Consider the following 19,213-nt stretch of genomic DNA (forward strand, 5'->3'; position numbering starts at 1 on the left):
CACGGCCGGGATCGGCCGAACGACGGTACGGGAAGGATCCGGACGTGAAGGTCTACGACGACGTCACGAAGCTGATCGGCAACACGCCACTGGTGCGGTTGAACCGACTGACCGAGGGCCTGGGCGCAACCGTCGTGGCCAAACTCGAGTTCTACAACCCGGCCAGCTCGGTCAAGGACCGGATCGGCGTCGCGATCATCGACGCGGCCGAGCGGTCCGGCGAGCTGCCGCCCGGCGGCACGATCGTCGAGGCGACCAGTGGCAACACCGGGATCGCGCTGGCCTTCGTCGGCGCGGCCCGCGGGTACAACGTCGTCCTCACGATGCCCGAGACCATGTCCAAGGAACGCCGCGCCCTGCTGCGCGCCTACGGCGCGGAGCTGATCCTGACGCCCGGCCCGCTGGGCATGAAGGGGGCCGTGGACAAGGCCGAGGAGATCGCCAAGGAACGTCCCGGCGCCGTCCTGGCCCGGCAGTTCGCCAACCCCGCCAACCCCGAGATCCACCGGCAGACCACGGCCGTGGAGATCTGGGACGACACCGACGGCACCGTCGACGTGGTGGTGGCCGGCATCGGCACCGGCGGGACGATCACCGGCGTCGGCCAGGTCCTCAAGGACCGCAAGCCGTCCGTGCAGATGATCGGGGTCGAGCCGGCCGAATCGCCGATCCTCAACGGAGGCGCGCCCGGCCCGCACAAGATCCAGGGCATCGGGGCCAACTTCGTGCCGGACATCCTGGACCGCACCGTCTACGACGAGATCATCGATGTCGACGCCGAGACCGCGGTGACGGTGGCCCGGGCGGCGGCCACCCAGGAAGGCCTGCTGGTCGGCATCTCCTCCGGTGCCGCGATCCATGCCGCGATCCAGGTGGCGGGGCGTCCGGAGAACGCGGGGAAACTGATCGTCGTGATCGTGCCGTCGTTCGGCGAGCGCTACCTGTCGTCCGTGCTCTACGCCGACCTGATGGACTGATGGCCGGTCTCCGGCTCGCGCTGACCGTCGCCCTGGAGGACCTTCGGGCGGCCCATCAGCAGGACCCGTCGGCCCGTTCTCTGGTCGAGATCGCGCTGGGCTACCCGGGTGTGCACGCCGTCTGGATCCACCGGGTGTCGCACTGGCTGTGGCAGCGGCCGGGCCTGCGCCTGCCGGCCCGGCTGCTGTCGCAGGCGTCCCGGTTCCTCACCGGCATAGAGATCCATCCCGGCGCCCGGCTGGGTCGACGGCTGTTCATCGATCACGGGATGGGTGTGGTGATCGGCGAGACCGCCGAGGTCGGCGACGACGTGCTGCTGTTCCACGGCGTCACCCTGGGCGGGCGGTCGATGCGCAAGGGCAAGCGGCATCCGACCCTGGGCGACCACGTCACCGTCGGGGCGGGCGCGAAGATCCTTGGTCCGCTCTCGATCGGCGCGCGCGCCCAGATCGGGGCCAACGCCGTGGTCATCTCGGACGTGCCGGCCGACCATCTGGCGGTCGGCATCCCGGTGCGGATCCGGCCGTTGCCCGGATCCGCCCAGGACGGGGCCGAGTTCGACGACCCCGCGATCTACATCTGATCCGGTTCGGCCCGTCCGCCCGCAGCCAGAACTGCTCCGGGCGGACGGGCCCAGCACCACTCAGGCGGTGTCCTCGTCGACCCAGTCGAGGGTCTTGGTGACGGCCTTCTTCCACTGCCGGTACAGCCGATCCCGCTCGGACCCGTCCATCGACGGCTCCCAGCGCTTGTCCTCGGCCCAGTTGTTGCGGATGTCGTCCTCGGAGTTCCAGAACCCGACGGCCAGGCCCGCGGCATAGGCGGCGCCGAGCGCGGTGGTCTCGGCGACGACCGGGCGGATCACCGGGACGTCGAGGATGTCGGCCTGGAACTGCATGAGGGTGTCGTTGGCGACCATGCCGCCGTCGACCTTGAGCGCGGTGAGCGCGACGCCGGAGTCGGCGTTCATCGCGTCCAGGACCTCCTTGGTCTGGTAGGCGTTGGCCTCCAGCACCGCCCGGGCGATATGCGTCTTGTTGACGTACCGGGTCAGGCCGACGATCGCGCCGCGGGCGTCGGAGCGCCAGTGCGGGGCGAACAGACCCGAGAAGGCGGGCACGAAGTAGCAACCACCGTTGTCGTCGGCGGCCAGCTCCTCGATCTCCGGGGCACTGGAGATGAGACCGAGGTTGTCCCGTAGCCACTGCACCAGCGAGCCGGCGATGGCGATCGAGCCCTCCAGCGCGTACACGGTCGGCTGGTCGCCGATCTTGTAGCAGACCGTCGTCAGCAGGCCGTTCTTCGACGGCACCTTCTCGGTTCCGGTGTTCAGCAGCATGAAGCAGCCGGTGCCGTAGGTGTTCTTGGCCTCGCCCGGGGACAGGCAGGCCTGGCCGAAGGTGGCCGCCTGCTGGTCGCCCAGAATGCCGGCGATCGGCACCCCGGCGAAGGAGCCCTTCTCCCGGCCGTTGCCGTACACCTCGGACGACGACCGGATCTCCGGCAGCATGGACAGCGGAATGCCCATGTCCTTGGCGATCCCGGCGTCCCAGGACAACGTGTCCAGGTCCATCAGCATGGTCCGGGAGGCGTTGGTCGGGTCGGTGACGTGCAGGCCACCGTCCACCCCGCCGGTCATGTTCCACAACGTCCAGGTGTCCATGTTGCCGAACACGAGGTCGCCGGCCTCGGCCTTGGCCCGCGCACCCTCGACGTTGTCCAGGATCCAGCGGACCTTCGGGCCGGAGAAGTAGGTCGCCAGCGGCAGACCCACCTTCGCTTTGTACCGCTCGGCGCCCCCACCGAGGGCGCCGAGTTCCTGACAGATGGCATCGGTGCGGGTGTCCTGCCAGACGATCGCGTTGTAGACCGGTTCGCCGGTGGTGCGGTCCCAGACCAGCGCGGTCTCCCGCTGGTTGGTGATGCCGACCGCGGCGATGTCGCTCTCGTTCAGGTCGGCCTTGGCCAGCGCATCGGCGGCCACGAGCCGCGTGTTGTGCCACACCTCAGTCGCGTTGTGCTCGACCCAACCGGCGCGCGGAAAGATCTGCTCATGTTCGCGCTGATCGACCGAGACGACCCGGCCCTCGCGGTTGAATATCATGCACCGGACCGAGGTCGTACCGGAATCGATTGCGGCGACGTACTTCTCACTCATGCGCTGCTACTTCCCTTTCGTTGCTTCGACGGTGAAGCGGTGAACCACTTGGTGGGGAACACGGCCGGGATGCCCGGCCCGGATAGGGCCGGGCACCTCGCCGATCACATGGTGCGGACGGGCGTCAGGACACGCCCGGGAAGATCCCCGGGCCACCCAGCGCCAGGAACAGCAGCGCGCCGAGCGCACCACCGATGAACGGGCCGACGATCGGGACCCAGGAGTAGCCCCAGTCCGACGAGCCCTTGCCCTTGATGGGCAGGATGGCGTGCGCGATGCGCGGTCCGAGGTCACGGGCCGGGTTGATCGCGTATCCGGTGGGCCCACCGAGCGAGGCGCCGATGCCGACGACCAGCAGGGCGACGAACAGCGGGCCGAGGCCGGACGGCGTGCCGCCGGAGATGAGGATGACGAACACCAGGACGAAGGTGCCGACGACCTCGGTGAGCGTGTTCCACCCGTAGTTGCGGATCGCCGGGCCGGTGGAGAAGACGCCGAGCTTCTTGCCCGGATCCTCTTCGGCGTCGAAGTGCTGCTTGAACGCCAGCCAGGCGACGATCGCGCCGACGAAGGCGCCGAGCAGTTCGGCGGCGAAGTAGATCGGTACCTCCGACCACGGGATGCCGCCGTTGTCGGGTCCGGTGATCGCCAGCGCCAGGGTGACGGCCGGATTCAGGTGGGCGCCGCTGCGGAACGCGACGTACACGCCCGCGAACACGGCCAGGCCCCACCCGAAGTTGATGAGTAGCCAACCTCCGCCCTCACCCTTGCTGCCCTTGAGAATTGCGGTGGCGACCACCCCACAACCCAGCAGCAACAGCATCGCCGTGCCGGTGAATTCGGAGATGAAGATCTGTCCGTTGGTCGGATGCAATGCGGCCTCCTTGCCGATCGAGCCGCCCACGCAACACCTGCGGGGCGGGAAATACCATGATCACCAAGCGATCAGAACGGAACGTACGCCCTTCCCGGGGGTCACGAGCCCAGACTTTTCAGCTGTGATCACTTTGTGACGATATGTTCTCGATTCGACATCAATGGCGTCATCCGGCGCCGACCCGGACGTCCTCCGCGCCGAGGCGGGCCGCGTCGGCGGTGCGGTCGTCGAGCTGCTCCTGGGACTCACGCTCCGCAGCCACCCGGCTGCGGTAGTGGTCGACCTCGCGCTCGATCGCGGACGCGTCCCAGCCCAGGATCGGCGCGACGAGGTCGGCGACCTCGCGGGCGGCACCGTCACCCCGGTCCCAGGTGTCGATGGAGATGCGGGTACGCCGGGCCAGGATGTCATCCAGATGCAACGCTCCCTCGTGCGAAACCGCGTAGACGGCCTCGACTTTCAGGTACTTCGGCGCCGAGGTGAGCGGCTGGGCCAGCGCGGCATCGTCGTCGATCAGGGCGAGCAGATCGTTGATCGCACTGCCGTACCGGCCGAGGAGGTGCTCGACCCGGGGCAGATCCAGGCCGGTCCGCTCGGCCAGCCGGGCCCGGGTGTTCCACAACGCCTGGTAGCCGTCCGCCCCGATCAGGGGAACCTTTTCGGTGCAGGACTTCTCGACGGGGCCGGCGAGTTGCTTGGCGGCCTCGTCGACGGCGTCCTTGGCCATCACCCGGTAGGTCGTGTACTTGCCGCCGGCGATGATGACCAGCCCGGGTACCGGCGAGACGCAGGCGTGCTCGCGCGACAGCTTGCTGGTCTGGTCCGACTCGCCGGCCAGCAGCGGCCGGAGGCCGGCGTAGACACCGACGACATCGTCACGGGTGAGCGGCTTCTCGAGCAGACCATTGGCGTGCTCGAGGATGTAGTCGATGTCCGTGCGGCTGGCGGCCGGATGCGCCCGGTCCAGATCCCATGGGGTGTCGGTGGTGCCGATCACCCAGAAGTCGTCACTCCACGGGCACGGAATGATGAACAGCAGGCTCTTCTCGGTCTCGGTGATCAGCCCGGTCTTGGACTTGATGCGATCCCGCGGGACGACGATGTGCACGCCCTTGGACGCCTGCACCCGGAAGCCGCCCTTGCCGCCGATCATCTGCTGGATGTCGTCGGTCCAGACGCCGGTGGCGTTGACCACGGTCTTGGCCTTGACCTGGATGTCCCGGCCGGTTTCCAGGTCGCGGACGGTCGCGCCGACCACCTTCTCGCCCCGCTTGGTCAGCGCGGTCACCCGGGCGCTGGTCGCCACCAGCGCGCCGTAGGCGGCGGCGGTCCGGGCGATCATCATGGTGTGCCGGGCGTCGTCGAGCTGGCCCTCGTAGAACTTGATCGCGCCCTGGATGTGTCCTTTCTTGCCGTCCGGGAACATCTCCAGTGTCTTGCGCTTGCTCAGGTGCTTGTGGTGCGACGGCACGCCCTTGCCCGCGCCGAGCACGTCGTACACGCCGATGCCGAGACCGACGTAACCGCGGTCGATCCCCTTGCGCTCCAACGGGTAGATGAACTCGACCGGGCGGGCCAGGTGCGGGCACAGCGTCTCGAGGATCAGCGAGCGCTCCCGCAGGGCCTCGAACACCAATGAGAAGTTCAGCTGCTTGAGGTAGCGCAGGCCACCGTGCACCAGCTTGGACGACCGGCTCGAGGTGCCCGCCGCCAGGTCCCGGGCCTCGACCAGGGCGACGGACAGTCCTCGGCTGGCCGCATCGAGGGCCGCCCCGGCGCCGACCACGCCGGCGCCGATGACCAGCACATCCACCTCGCCGGCGGCCATCTCGTCCAGGGCCTTGGCCCGGGTGGTGGGACTGAGTTCGGAGGGCTGAACGCCCATATTCGCTGTTCTCCTTTGAATCAGCCCGGACCCGCGCTCAGCCGAGCGGGGGTACCAGGGACGAACGATCGGGATCGTGGAAGGTCTGGATGAAACGGATGGTGCCCGAGCGCGCACGCATGGACAGCGAGGTGGTGCTGATGCGCTCCGAGCCGTAGCGCACACCCTTGAGCAGCGCACCATCGGTGACACCGGTGGCCGCGAAAAAGACGTCATCCCCACCGCACAACTCGGTGGTGGTCAGGATCCTGTCAAGATCGTAGCCCTGCTCGATGGCCGCGGCCCGCTCCTCGTCGTTGCGCGGATGCAACCGACCGAAGATGGCCCCGCCGAGGCAGCGCAGGGCCGCGGCGGCGATGACCCCCTCCGGGGTGCCGCCGATGCCGAACAGCAGGTCGACGCCGGCGTCGATGGTGTCCTCGGACGCGGCCATGATCGCCCCGGCCACGTCCCCGTCGGGCAGGAACTTGATCATTGCCCCGACCGACCGGATCGACTCGATCAGCCCCTCGTGCCGGGGGCGATCGAGCACGGCCACCGTCAGATCGTCGGTCCTGCGGCCCAGCGCCTTGCCGACCGCCGCGATGATCTCGCCGACGGGTGCCTCCGGATCGATCGCGCTGGCCGCCGCCGGCGGCACCACGAGCTTGCGCATGTAGAAGCACGGGCCCGGATCGAACATCTTGCCGCGCTCGGCGAGCGCGACCACCGACAGCCCGTCCGGCAGGGCCTTGGCGACCAGGGTGGTTCCGTCCACCGGATCGACCGCGATGTCGACTTCGGGCCCGGTGCCGTCGCCGACCTGCTCGCCGTTGAACAGCATGGGCGCCTCGTCCTTCTCGCCCTCGCCGATCACCACGACACCACGCATGGCGACGGTGCCCAGCACCGGCCGCATCGCGTCCACCGCGGCCGCGTCCACCTGATTCTTGTCGCCACGCCCCAGGTATCGGCCGGACGCCATCGCGGCGGCCTCGGTGGCGCGGACGAGCTCGACCGCGAGGTTGCGGTCGGGCTCGCGCTTGCGGCCGGTGGAACGGGGCTGGGTGCTGGTCATGAATGGATCCTCACTCGAAGGGCGGACGGGCCGGGTGGACCACCGGTCGGGGACCGGCGGCAACCGCGCACCACGCTGGCACGGAACGCGACCGCGAGCACGTCGAGCGGGCCGCGACGATCCGCAATCCCACCGCCTCCTCGCCGTCCGCCTCATCATGGCCCAGTGCCCATTCGCTCGCGACCGTATCCGGGCCACCGACCCCGCACAATCCGTGGCGTTCGACATAGTCGAACGGGTGGCCCGACCGCGGAGTAGGGTGCGAGCGTGCCCGGCAACGTTCAGTCCGTCGAGCGCGCGGCGTCGATCCTGCGCCTGCTGGCCGACGAGGACGAGCCCCTGGCCCTGGCCCAGGTCGCCTCCGCGCTCGGCTTGGCCAAGCCGACCGCGCACGGAATCCTGCGCACGTTGGAGGACGTCGGCTTCGTCGAGCAGGACGTGCCCAACGGGCCGTACCGGGTGGCCGCCGACCTGTTCCACCTCGGACGCGGCGAGAAGCTCGACCCGAACGAGCTGCGGTCGCTGGCCATGAACTGGACGGACGCGCTGGCCGCGCGCACCGGCGAGTCGGCCCGGGTGGCCACCTTCCATCGCGGCCGGGCCGAGGTCGCCCACCATGTCTTCCGGGCGGACGGCGGCACGCAGGTGCTGATGACCGGTTCGATCGTCCCGTTGCACGCCAGCGCGCTGGGCAAGGTGCTGCTCGCTTTCTACCCGGGTGCCGCCCGCAGCATCCTGCGGCAGGACTTGCCCGCCCTGACCGGCCGGACGATCACCGATCGGGTCACCCTGCAGAAGGAACTCGCCGGCATCCGGGACGTGGGCTGGGCCGGGTCGGTGGGTGAGGTCGATCCGGTGGTCGCGGGTATCGCCGCCCCCATCCGCGACCGCGGCGGGTATGTCGTGGCGGTCGTCGGCATCGAGGGGGCGACTGATCGGGTCTGCGACGACCGCCTGCGGCCGCGGACCGCCTTGGTCAACCAGGTTGTCCGGGCCGGTCGGGCGATCTCCCGTGAGCTCGGGCACGGGCGAGCGGCGCGATGAGGGTCTACGCCCGGCCGGCCCACCTCGGACCGCTGATCAAAGCCGCGCCCCGACCGGGCAAACCGGGCACAGGCCGCGGGTTTGATCAGCGAACCCCGACGCCGCCCGGCGGACCGCTGATCAAAGCCGCGCCCCGACCGGGCAAACCGGGGACCGCGCGCGGGTTTGATCAGCCTGGCGGGGAACGCCGGGGGTGGCGGTGACGAGCCCGCAGCGGCTGGTCGCGGCGCTCGACCAGGGCACCACGTCGACCCGGTGCATGCTGTTCGACCGGCGGGGCCGGATGGTGTCGATCGCTCAGCGGGAGCACCAGCAGCATTACCCGCACCCGGGCTGGGTCGAGCACGACGCCGCCGAGATCTGGTCGATCGTCCGGCGAATCGTGCCGCAGGCGCTCGACGACGCCGGGGTGTCCCCCACCCAGGTGGTGGCCCTGGGGGTGACCAACCAGCGGGAGACGTCGGTGCTGTGGAACCGGCGGACGGGCGTTCCGGTCGGTCGGGCGATCGTCTGGCAGGACACCCGGACCGCCGAGGTGCTGGCCCGGTTCGCCGACCGGATCGGCCCGGCCACGATCCAGGCCCGTACGGGATTACCGATGGCGAACTACTTCTCGGCGTCCAAGTTGCGCTGGATGCTTGATCGCGACCAGGCCGTGGCCGCCGCGGCCCAGGCCGGCGAGCTGATGTTCGGCACCATGGACAGCTGGATCACCTGGAACCTGACCGGCGGCCCGGGGGGCACCGGACGGCCGCCGGGAGTGCACGTGACGGACGTGACCAATGCCAGCCGCACGATGCTGATGAACCTGGACACCCTGGACTGGGACGAGACGCTGCTCGCGGCGATGGACATCCCGCGAGCGGTGCTGCCGGAGATCCGGCCCACCATCGGCACCGTCGGGACGACCGTGGATCCGGTGCCGGGCATCCCGATCGGGGCGTTGATCGGCGACCAGCAGGCGTCCCTGTTCGGGCAGACCGCGTTCGACGCAGGCGAGGCCAAGTGCACGTTCGGCACCGGCAGCTTCCTGCTGCTCAACACCGGCCAGGAGGTGGTGCGATCGACGCACGGACTGATCACCACGGTGGCCCACAAGTTCGACGGGGAGCCGGCGGTGTATGCGCTGGAGGGATCGATCGCCCAGGCGGGCGGCCTGGTGCAGTGGTGCCGGGACAGTCTCGGCCTCATCCGCTCGCCGGCGGAGATCGAGACGCTCGCGCGATCCGTACCCGACAACGGCGGCTGCTACCTGGTGCCGGCGTTCTCCGGACTGTTCGCGCCGTACTGGGACAACGACGCCCAGGGCGTCCTGGTCGGCCTGACGTCGTACGTGCGCAAGGGGCACATCGCCCGGGCGGTGCTGGAGGCGACGGCCTGGCAGACCCACGACGTCGTGGACGCGATGAACGCCGACGCCGGGGTGGCCGCCCGGTCGCTGGCCGTGGACGGCGGGATGACCAGCGACAACCTGCTGATGCAGACGATCGCCGATGTGCTGGACATCCCGGTGGTCCGGCCGATGATGGCCGAGACGGTCGCGCTGGGCGCGGCGTACGCGGCCGGGCTCGGCGCCGGATACTGGTCCGACCGGCAGGTGCTGCGCGGCTTCTGGCGTAAGGCAGGTGAATGGCGCCCGTCGATGCCGGTGGACCGGCGGGACGCGGAACGCGCCCGGTGGCGGCACGCGATCGCCATCGCGCGTATGTGGGGTCAACGCCCGGGCTGACCCCACAGCCGACCCGACCCCGCTCCCGCATCGCTGCCGATCACGGACCGGCCACCCCGGTCAGAGCCGGCCCGACGAGCAACCGCACTCCATGGTCAACCCAGGGTGAGCGGGTGCCCCCGGTCGACCGGAGTGGTCGGTCGGGTCGGCGCACCCGACTCGAAGCGCGCGGCGGCCTCGGCCGCCTCGGCGCTTCCGGTGCTCAGCAGCAGGTCGAATTCGCCGGCCGGGGCCGGGCGGGCGTACAGGAAGCCCTGCACGAACGGGCAGCCGAGCTCGCGGAGCACCGCCGCCTGTTCGGGCAGTTCCACCCCCTCGGCGGTGACCGTCAGCTCGAGATCACGACCCAGCGCGAGCAGGGCCCGCAGGAACTGCGCTGCCGACGGGTCGGTGTGAATGTTCGCCACGAACGCGATGTCGATCTTGACCGCCTGCAGGCTGATCTGCCGCAGACTCAGCAGTGAGGAGTACCCCGTGCCGAAGTCGTCCAGCCAGAGCTGCACCCCGGCCCGGCGCAGCTGATCGGCGACCGAGCGGGCCACCGCCAGCTCGCCGAGCAGGGCGTCCTCGGTGATCTCCAGCACGAGCCGGTCGGCGGGGACCCGGTGCCGCTGCAGGGTGGCGGCGATCCGGTGCGGGAACTCGCGATCGGTCATCAGGCCGGGCGGAACGTTGACCCCGACCTGCAGGTCGCTTCGACCGAGCCGGGCGGCCCAGTCGGCGAGCTGGGCACACGCCCGATCGACCATCAGGTCGGTGAGCGCCGGCAGTAGCTTGAGTCGGCCGGCGAGCTTGATGAAGTAGTCCTGACGGACCGGCTGGCCGTCGACCTGCCAGCGGGCCAGCGCCTCCATGCACTGCACCCGCCCGGTGGCCAGGTCCAGGATCGGCTGGTAGACGCAGTCGATCGCGCCGGTGCGGATGGCCTCCGTCAGCAGCGGCCGGTATCGCAGGTCGGCCGCCTCCGGCAGCACCATCGACGGCTCGTAGATCGCGAGTTGACCCTTGCCGGCCCGCTTGGCGGCGTACATCGCGATGTCCGCCTGCGAGAAGAGCTCGTCCAGGGTGGGGGTCACCTGAGCCGCCGCCACCTCGGCGATTCCGATGCTCGCGCCGATGGACAGCTGTTCCTTGCCCAGCGTGAAATGCGGGCGCAATGACTCGACCAGCCGGGAACCGAGTTCGACGGCGTCGGTGTCCTCCCCTTCGGCCAGCACCGCGAACTCGTCACCACCGAAGCGGGCGACGGTGTCGCTGGACCGGATGGCCCCGCGCAGGCGCTCCGCCACCCGGATCACCAGCTGGTCGCCGACCGGATGACCGAGCGTGTCGTTGACCGCCTTGAAGTCATCCAGGTCGACGAACATCAACGCGAGCGGGCGCATGCTGCGGCGATGCTGTTCCAGGGCATGGGCCGCCCGGTCGATGAACAGGGCCCGGTTGGGCAGACCGGTCAGGATGTCCTGAAACGCCTGCCGAGCGAGCTCGCTCTCCCGTTTCTCCAGGTCCTGGGTGAGGGTGGCGTTGTCCCGAATGGTCAGGTACTGGCGGGCGAGCACGCCCATGAAGGTCAGCACCAGGGCGATGCCGCTCACCCGGTCGACGACATTGTCCAACCGGTTGATCCCCACGACCAGGAGCGCGAGCACCAACGGGATGTAGGGCAGGCTGCTCGCCCGCCGGGTGTGGATCGGCCGCGCCGGCCCGACCGACCCACGGGCGGACCCGGTCGACGGGTGATCCGGGCTGGCGAAGGCCGCGCACCCGATCAGCCCGAAGCCGGCGATCCATCCGAGGGCGACCGTGGATCCGGACGAAAACGACTCCGTCGCGATCAGATAGACGTAGAAGCTGTCCGAGACCGTGATCAGGCCCATGGCCAGCGCCAGCGCGGTCAGGCTGGAGCGCTGCCCGGTTCGCCGCGAGACATTGAGGATGACCATGGTGAGCACGACGATGTCGAAGCAGGGATAGGCAAGGTTGACCAGCAGGGTCAGGATCTCGGTGCCGTCGGCCGCCGTCTTGGCGATCTCGTTGATCGACGTCGACCAGCTGATGGTGAACAGCGACATGCCGATGATGAAGGCGTCCAGCAAGGTGCGCAGCCGGTCGGTCTGCAGGCCCTGGGTCGGTGCGACCGCAACCACCATCAGCGCGGCGAACACCAGGAAGAACAGGTCGGCGATCGACACCGTCGTCATTTCGCCACCGCGCAGGACCTCGACATAGCACCAGTAGCTCTGGCCGATGGCCCAGCACCCGCTGGCGATCGCGACGACGATCCAGGTCCGGCGAACCGGCATCCGGTGCCTTCGCACGACCACCGCCGAGGCCACCGCGGCGAGGGTGGCGGCGGCCAGCTGGGCCAGGTTGTACACGACGGACGCCGTCGACGAGTCCTCGCCGGTCAGCAGGTTGGCCAGCAGGCACGCCGCGATCAGCAATGCGGTGAAGGCGCCCGCGCAGTAGACCGCGGGCCTGCGCCACACGGTTGGTCCCCCACGGCCCGGGGCGACGGCTCGAGAATCCGCCGCACCTTCGTCGATCGTGCTCACTGGCCCCCCGGAAGGGCGACCCGGCCAGGCGTGCCGCCCGCTGAGCGTGCTGTCCGGCCACTGTCGCTCAGTCCGGCGGCTCACGACACCCGCCGCGCCTGCTGTCCCCCGCGCGAGTCGCGCAGTTCAGCCTTCCGCGGCGAACGTGACGATGAGTGACGGGGTCGCGCGGTCTGTTGCGCCGGGTGCCGACCACCTGTGCCGAATGCCGAGAACGGCCCCTCCGAACTTCCTCGGAGAGGCCGCGTGCGGTTCGCATCAAGAAACACGTGGTGCCGTCGGGAGGAATCGAACCTCCCGCATCGCCCAAGCTCGACTGCCGCGCGCGTCACGCGCACCGTCTGCCGGTGATTGCCACCTTCGCATCCAGGGCCGGCCACTTATACAGACGCCCGGCAGGGCAGTTTGATTCCGATTCGAGGAATATTTCACTGCGACGGTGATCACACGGCGCTCTCGCCGGCGACATTCGGATGGACCTTCCGTCCCGACGCACACGGGGCCGACGTCGGGCCTCGGCCCCGTGTGCGGCGGCCCCCTGGTTCACCCTCCGCCTCCAGCTTCGCCGAACCGGCGAAACCGGACAACCCGGAGTTATCCGGGTTGACACGGGACCGGACGGTCAGGTGCAGGGCGGCGCGTACGGCTCGTCCGGCAGGTAGACCTGCCATTCCTGCTCGGTGAGCGGGGCACCAACGGTCGCGCAGATCATGTCCTGCGCGGCCGCCGGGTCGGTGAGCCACTGGTGGACCGAGTGGTCGGACCCGCCGGCGGCGATCGTGCTCCCGGTGGGATTGAACTCGGCGACGAACAGCGGCCCGTCGGACTTCCCGAGGGTCGCGTAGGTCTGCGGGTTCGCGGGATCGCTGACGTCCCACAGCCACACGCTGTGGTCGGTGCCGGCGGCGGCGAGCAGCCGGCCGTCCGGGCTGTAGTCGACCCAGTAGAGGTCACTACCGGGTCCGGTCAACGGGCGGCTGATCTCCGCCGGGTTCGCCGGATCGTGGATGTCCCAGCGGCGGACTTCCCGGTCGGCGCCGGCGACGGCCAGCTCGCGCCCGTCCGGGGAGACGGTCACGGCGAACGAGTAGCTCTGCCCGGCGTCGATGGTGCTGGCCAACACGGGATGGCTGGGATCGTCGAGGGTCCAGACCTTCGCCTGGCCGGCAGTGGTCGCGGCGGCGAGGATCCGGTCGCCGTCCCCGAATGCCACCGAGTACACCGGGCCGCCCAGGTCCGGCAGCGTCGCCTCCGGCACCGGGACGGCGGGGTCGGCGACGTTCCACAACCACACCGAGGCATCGTTGACCGCAACGGCGAGGTGCCTGCCGTCGGCGCTGAACGTCACCTGCTGGACGATGTCCGTCGGTCCGGTCAACGGCGTGCCGATCGGCACCGGGTGGTCCGGATCGGCGATGTCCCACAGCTGCGTGCCGCCGTCGCTGAGGGTGGCGGCCATCGTTCGGCCGTCGGGACTGATCGCCACCCCTCCGCCGTAGCGCTGGGTGGGGTCGGTCGGGGCCGCGGTCGATTCCTTGACGGGGTTCGGACTGCCCGCCACGTCCCACAGCGAGATCGCGTTGGCGGCCGGTCCCGGGGCCACGGCGAGGTTCCTCCCGTCCGGCGTCCAGCCGAGGCTGAACACGGTGTCGGGCAGTTCGCGGATCGCGGTGCCGGCCGTCAGCCAGAGCCGGGTGGTGCCGTCGGCGGCGGACGAGATCAGCCGCGAGCCGTCGGCCGTGACGGCCAGCCCGGTGACCGGCCCGGGGTGGGCCATCTGGCCGACCGGCACCCAGTCGGTGGTCCGCCAGGCCCGGACCGTTCCGTCGGACCCGCCGGCGGCCAGCAGCGACCCGTCGGCGCTGAAGGCGAGCACGTTGACGAGGTTGGTGAACGGTGTCAGGCCGGCCTCGATCCGGACGGGGGCGGCCGGGTCGCCGACGTTCCAGACGGTGACGGCGCCGTCGCGAGCGCCGACCGCGAGGGTCGTCCCGTCGGGGCCGAACGCCGCGGACGTCACGACGAGCTGCCCGCCGGGGACGGCGGCGACCTGGGTCGGTCCGTCCGGACCGGCCAGCGACCACAGCTGCACGTTCGGGTCGCGACCACCGACGGCCAGCAGCGACCCGTCGGGCGAGAGCGACATGGTCTGCACCAGGCCGATGGTCGGCAGGCCGGGGAGCTCGGCGGGGCGGGCGGGGTCGGCGATGGACCACCGAGCGATCGTCCCGCCCTCCCCGCCGGCGAGCAGGGTCTGCCCGTCGGGGGTGAACACGACGCCGAAGACTCCCGACGGGAACCGGGTGATGGGCTCACCCAGCGGTTCCGGCCGGGCGGGGTCGGTGACGTCCCAGAGCTGGACCACGCCCTTGCTGCTGCCGGCGGCCAGGATCCGGCCGTCCGGGCTGAACGCCACCGAGAACTGCTGCGTCCGCGCGGCCGGCACCGCGGTACCGAGCACGGTCGGGTGCAAGGGGTCGGCGATCGACATCAGCCGTACCGAGCCGGCGGACCCGTCGGCGACGGCCAGGAGCCGGCCGTCCGGCGACAACGCCTGCATGGTTGGGCCTTTCGCGCCCAGCACTCGAGTGACCAGCGGCTGGGCGGTCGCGTTCAGCAGCTCGGACCGGCCCTGCAGGGTGGGCGCCATGCGGTAGGACACGATGGTCAGCTGCGCCGCCACGTTGGGATCCTGCGACCGGACCGTGTTCGCCGCCGCGGTCGCCAGGTCGCCCGCCATGGCCAGGTTGCGCAAGTCCGCCGCGGCCTGCTGCTGGACGGCGGCGGCCCGGCGGGAGACAACCGCGAACACGGCCAGTCCGGAGGCCAGCACGGCCAGCGCGGTGATGGCCGCGACGATGACCCGGCGCCGCCGGGTACCGCGGACCCGGGCGGCGCGCTGCTCGGCGACGGCAGCCGCACTCGCGGCGAGGAACTCGGCTTCCCCGGTGGTGAGGACGATCGATCCGGCGTCGAGCGATTCCTGCATCGCGGCCAGCCGGGTACTGCCGAGCAGCGCCGACGCGTCACGGCCGCTGTCGTGCCACACCCGGATCGCCTCGCCGAGCCGGCGTTGCGCACCCAGCGCGACCCGGCTCTCGTCGATCCAACCCTGCAACCGCGGCCAGGCCCCCAGCAGTGCCTCATGCGAGATCTGCACCGATTCGGCGTCGATGGTCATCAGCCGGGCGGCGACGAATCGGTCGACGACGTCCTGCGCGTCCCGGTTCGGTTCCACCCCGCCGGTCCCGGCGGGGTCGTTGCCGCCGGCCTCGTCGGTAGGCCCGGCCCCGGCGAGCAGGTTGAGGCCGGGCAGCTCGGCCAGCGGCATCCGGCGACGGGTGACGGCCGCCTCGTCATCGACGTTGATCATCCGCAGGAACATCCGGGCGGTGAGCTCCTGCTGCCGGGCCGGCATGGCCGCGAGCACGGCCTCGGCACTCTGGGCCACCGCGCCGGCGACGCCGCCGGTGGCCAGGTAGTCCGCCACCGTCAGACGCCGCCGGGTCGCCCGTTGCCAGGTGACGCTCAGTGCATGGGACAGCAGCGGCAACGCGGCCGCGTCCAGGGCCCCGGACGGGGCGCCCCGCGGGCTCAGGTCCCGCAACAGCACCTCCACCAGCTCGCCGTCGACCTCGCATCCCGCGATCCGGGCGGGTTCCAGAACGGCCCGCCGCACCTCGTCGGTGGTCATCGGGCCGACCACCACCTGGGCCTGCGCCAGCACCGGCAACAGGGCGGTCTCGCCGATGGCCGGCGCGTAGAAGTCGGCGCGGATCACGATCACCACCCGAGCGCCCGGCGCCGGCGGACCACCCACCCCGGCGAGCCCGCAGAGAGCGGCGATGAAGATCCGACGCTCGTGCTCGTCGGGGCAGGAGGAGAAGACCTCCTCGAACTGGTCGACGACCAGCAAGCCGGACGCCAGCCACCCGGCGGCCACCGGCGCCTCCGCGCGCAGGGCTCGTTCGACGGCCTCCGCCCCGGTCGGCCCCGACCCCGGGCCGGCCGCCAGCACCTCGGCCAGCCGGCGGAGCGGTCGGTCACCCGGGGTGATCACGAAGGCGGACGGCTCGCCGGACCGCGGCCCGCCACGGTCCGCCGGCATGTCCGCATGGTGCCGTTCGGCGGCACCGTCGGAGGCCGACCAGGCCGGGATCAGCCCGGCCCGGGCCAGCGACGACTTACCTGAACCGGAGGGGCCGACCACGGCCACCATGCGGCCCCCGGCGCCGCCGATCGCGTTCACCCGGGCAAGGAGATCAGCGGTCAGCCGTTCCCGCCCGAAGAACAGAGCGGCGTCCTGGACCTGGAAGCTCTCCAGCCCGCGATAGGGCGGCACGGCGGAGGCCGGGCGGGCGGCGCCGGCCCGCCGTACCCGGGCGACCGCTTCCCACCAGGCCCGCCGGTCGGCGTCATCGGTGACGCCGCACGCCGCCAGCATCCGCAGGAAGACCGCCGATTGGGCCGTGGTCGGCAGGTGCCGACCGCTGAGGTAGCCGCCGACGGTGGCGACCGGGCTGTCCACCCGCCGGGCCAGGTCGCGCACGCTCAGGCCGCTTCGCTCCCGCAGGCGGGTCAACGCCGCCGCCAATTCCGTCCGGCCGTCGATCGCCGACGGATCCTCCCCCTCGGGCGCCGCGAACCGACCCGAAATTGCCCCCTTCGTCATGACCTCAACCTTAGTTTCCGGATTGGGACGTTCGACCGCCACCGCCCTCGGGCCCGGTGGAGGGCTCAGACCTGCGGAGATAGTCGCCACATGTTCGGAGTCGTCCGGATTCACCGATCCGGGGCCGGATCGTGGCGGTGGCTGGACAGGATAGGTCCCAGGCATCGTCGGTCGGCAGAAAGGATCGTTCCCCGTGGCGACACGCAGCGCCCACTCCGCTCTCGTCAGCTCGGCGGCCAGTTCCGGGCGGACCGTCGCCGTGATCGACCCGCAGACCTTGACCCGGGCCGCGCTGCCGCTGGTGCTGCCGGAGTTCGCGTGCGCCGGCGCGTTCGCGACGGTCGACGAGCTACTGGCCGCCCGACCGGTCGCCGACGTGGTCATCCTTGGCGTCCACCGCGCCGGTACCGACGACGCCCCGTCCGCTGCCTGGGCCCGGGCGGTCCGGTCGCTCACCGACGTGGGCTATCGGGTCTGCCTGCACACCCCGGAGCGCAGCGCGTTGGTGCTGCTCGGGTGCCTGACCGCCGGGGCGACGGCGATGGCCCACACCTCGGACTCGCTGGACGAGCTGCGGGCCGCGGTCCGGGGTGCCGCCGCCGGCCGGCTGGTCGTCACCACCACGTTGACCGGTCTGGCTCAACTGGATCGTTCGGCCGTGCCGTCGCTCACCGAGCGTCAGCAGATGGTGCTGTCGGCCCGGGCCCGCGGGGAAAAGTTCGAGAGCATCGCCCGCCGGCTGTTCATCAGCCGGAAAGTGGCCGAGGAGCACTGGGCGGCAGTGGCCCGCAAGTACCCGGCGTTCCTGCGCGACCATTCGCCGGCCGACCTGGAAAGGCTGCTCGGCCTCGAACCGGTCGACCTGGCGGAGGCCCCGGCCGACCTGCTCGCCGGCTGACCGGCCCACAGGCCGGGGCGCCCGGAGGCGCTCAGAGCCGGCTGATCACCAGATCATCGAACGTCGTCGTCACCGGCGCGGTCGCGGAGCTGGACAGGTAGCTGCTCAGCCTGACCGAGCCGGCGCCCTGCAACGCGGCGGTCCCGTCGGTCGCGCTCACCTGCCAGGCCGTCGGCTCCGCCGTGCCGGTCGGCCACAGCTTCGCCGACAGCACCGTCGACGCGCCGCTCGGCGCCAACCGGATCGCCAGCGAGTACGACGTGGCGGCGGTGACGGTGATCGGCAGGGTGATCATGGCGAGGTTGGTCTCGACCCCTCCGACCCGCTTGATCGGGTACAGCGTCGGGCGCCCGTTCGATCCCACGACCACCTTGACCCGGTAGTCGGCGGCAGTGGTGACGGCCCGTGGGACGACCGTGGCGTACAGGGTGCCGGCGGCCGCGGTGCGGCTCCAGGCGATCCGCAACCGGGTGTCCGATCCGGTGGCCGCGACCGAGTGAAGTGCGCTTTCGGCCGTGCTGCCGGCGGTGCCGAGCACCTGGCGGCCGGCGCCATCGGCGACCGAGTAGCGGGCGACCGCACCCTGCACCGTCCAGGCGCCGCCTGTCTCGGCGGTCCCCCATGCCCCGGTCGCGTTGCGGCCGAATGCATCCCGCGCAGCCTCGGCGGCCGGCGGGGGCGGCGCGGCCACCGTCACCGACGCCGTTGCGGTCCCGCTGGCTCCATCGTCGTCGGTGACGGTCAGGATCACCGGGTAGGTGCCGTCGGCGGTGTACGTGTGGGTGGCGTTCTTCCCGTCCGCCGTGGTGCCGTCACCGAACGACCACTGCCAGGCGGTCACCGTGCCGTCGGTGTCCGCCGACCCGCTGCCGTCCAGCGTCACCGCCCGGCCGTTGATCCCGGGGGTGCCGATGACCGCGGTCGGTGCGACGTTGGACGGTGGCGGCGGTGGCGGCGGGGACGACCCGGGACGGGTGATCGAGTACCGGTCGACCTGGATCGTCTGGCCGGCGGTGGCGCTGCTGGACACGTAGCTGTCGATGCCGAATCCGCCGGGTGACTGCAGCGCCGCGGTCGCGTCGGTGGTGGTCAGCATCCAGTCCGCCGGCTCGGCCCCGGCCGCCGGCCAGGCCGAAGCGCGCAGCCTGGTCGGCGCGCTGCCGAACTGTTCGAAACGCAGCCGCAGCGTCGTGCCGGCGGCAACCGTGCCGGGTACCCGAACCGTCGCCAGGGTGGTGTCGGTGCCGTTGTTGCTACGGGTCAACGAGAGGGTGGTGACGCCGTTGGCCGTCAGGGTGAGTTTGGCGCGGTAACTCACCGCGCCGGCCTCCCGGCCGATCAGCCACAGGTAGGTGCCGGA

The 19,213-nt window shown here is 71.1% G+C and carries 12 protein-coding genes; 5 read left to right on the top strand and 7 right to left on the bottom strand.

Going from position 1 to position 19,213, the window contains the following annotated elements; all coding sequences use genetic code 11:
- Window positions 1-44: 44 nt before the first annotated feature.
- Window positions 45-977, top strand: a complete 933-nt coding sequence (gene cysK, locus ACILSK_RS23530; RefSeq protein WP_395729623.1) for a cysteine synthase A — start codon at window positions 45-47, stop codon at window positions 975-977.
- Window positions 977-1,561: a serine O-acetyltransferase EpsC gene (gene epsC / locus ACILSK_RS23535; protein WP_395729624.1), complete on the top strand. Its 585-nt coding sequence runs from the start codon at window positions 977-979 to the stop codon at window positions 1,559-1,561. Before cysK ends, epsC begins: the two co-directional genes overlap by 1 nt.
- A gap of 60 nt (window positions 1,562-1,621) precedes the next feature.
- Here epsC and glpK (ACILSK_RS23540) read toward each other — a convergent pair whose 3' ends face one another.
- From glpK (ACILSK_RS23540) to glpX, 4 genes are all read right to left on the bottom strand, one after another.
- Window positions 1,622-3,136, bottom strand: coding sequence for a glycerol kinase GlpK (gene glpK, locus ACILSK_RS23540; RefSeq protein ID WP_395729625.1), 1,515 nt, complete (start codon window positions 3,134-3,136; stop codon window positions 1,622-1,624).
- A gap of 124 nt (window positions 3,137-3,260) precedes the next feature.
- Complete coding sequence (locus ACILSK_RS23545) at window positions 3,261-4,040, bottom strand: MIP/aquaporin family protein (RefSeq protein ID WP_395729626.1); 780 nt, start codon at window positions 4,038-4,040, stop codon at window positions 3,261-3,263.
- A gap of 139 nt (window positions 4,041-4,179) precedes the next feature.
- Window positions 4,180-5,898 carry a glycerol-3-phosphate dehydrogenase/oxidase gene (locus tag ACILSK_RS23550; protein WP_395729627.1) on the bottom strand — a complete coding sequence of 573 codons (1,719 nt, stop codon included), beginning with the start codon at window positions 5,896-5,898 and terminating at the stop codon, window positions 4,180-4,182.
- A 37-nt stretch (window positions 5,899-5,935) separates the two neighbouring features.
- Window positions 5,936-6,955, bottom strand: a complete 1,020-nt coding sequence (gene glpX / locus ACILSK_RS23555; protein WP_395729628.1) for a class II fructose-bisphosphatase — start codon at window positions 6,953-6,955, stop codon at window positions 5,936-5,938.
- A gap of 267 nt (window positions 6,956-7,222) precedes the next feature.
- Here glpX and ACILSK_RS23560 point away from each other — a divergent pair, with 267 nt between their 5' ends.
- Window positions 7,223-7,999: an IclR family transcriptional regulator gene (locus tag ACILSK_RS23560; RefSeq protein ID WP_395729629.1), complete on the top strand. Its 777-nt coding sequence runs from the start codon at window positions 7,223-7,225 to the stop codon at window positions 7,997-7,999.
- Window positions 8,000-8,198: 199 nt separating this feature from the next.
- A complete protein-coding gene (gene glpK / locus ACILSK_RS23565) occupies window positions 8,199-9,728 on the top strand; it encodes a glycerol kinase GlpK (RefSeq protein WP_395729630.1) in 1,530 nt (509 codons plus the stop codon).
- Between the two features lie 95 nt (window positions 9,729-9,823).
- Here glpK (ACILSK_RS23565) and ACILSK_RS23570 read toward each other — a convergent pair whose 3' ends face one another.
- Window positions 9,824-12,217, bottom strand: a complete 2,394-nt coding sequence (locus ACILSK_RS23570) for a putative bifunctional diguanylate cyclase/phosphodiesterase (protein ID WP_395729631.1) — start codon at window positions 12,215-12,217, stop codon at window positions 9,824-9,826.
- A gap of 688 nt (window positions 12,218-12,905) precedes the next feature.
- Window positions 12,906-16,955 (bottom strand): helix-turn-helix domain-containing protein, encoded by a 4,050-nt coding sequence (locus ACILSK_RS23575; RefSeq protein ID WP_395729632.1) that lies wholly within the window; start codon window positions 16,953-16,955, stop codon window positions 12,906-12,908.
- Window positions 16,956-17,148: 193 nt separating this feature from the next.
- On the opposite strand from ACILSK_RS23575, the gene ACILSK_RS23580 reads away from it, so the two are divergent.
- Window positions 17,149-17,853 carry a LuxR C-terminal-related transcriptional regulator gene (locus ACILSK_RS23580; RefSeq protein WP_395729633.1) on the top strand — a complete coding sequence of 235 codons (705 nt, stop codon included), beginning with the start codon at window positions 17,149-17,151 and terminating at the stop codon, window positions 17,851-17,853.
- A gap of 31 nt (window positions 17,854-17,884) precedes the next feature.
- On the opposite strand, the gene ACILSK_RS23585 is transcribed toward ACILSK_RS23580, so the two are convergent.
- On the bottom strand, window positions 17,885-19,213 hold a 1,329-nt coding region (locus ACILSK_RS23585; RefSeq protein WP_395729634.1), incomplete at its 5' end, for a PKD domain-containing protein.

This window comes from Nakamurella sp. (genome assembly GCF_044224575.1).
In the GTDB taxonomy this organism is placed as follows: domain Bacteria; phylum Actinomycetota; class Actinomycetes; order Mycobacteriales; family Nakamurellaceae; genus Nakamurella.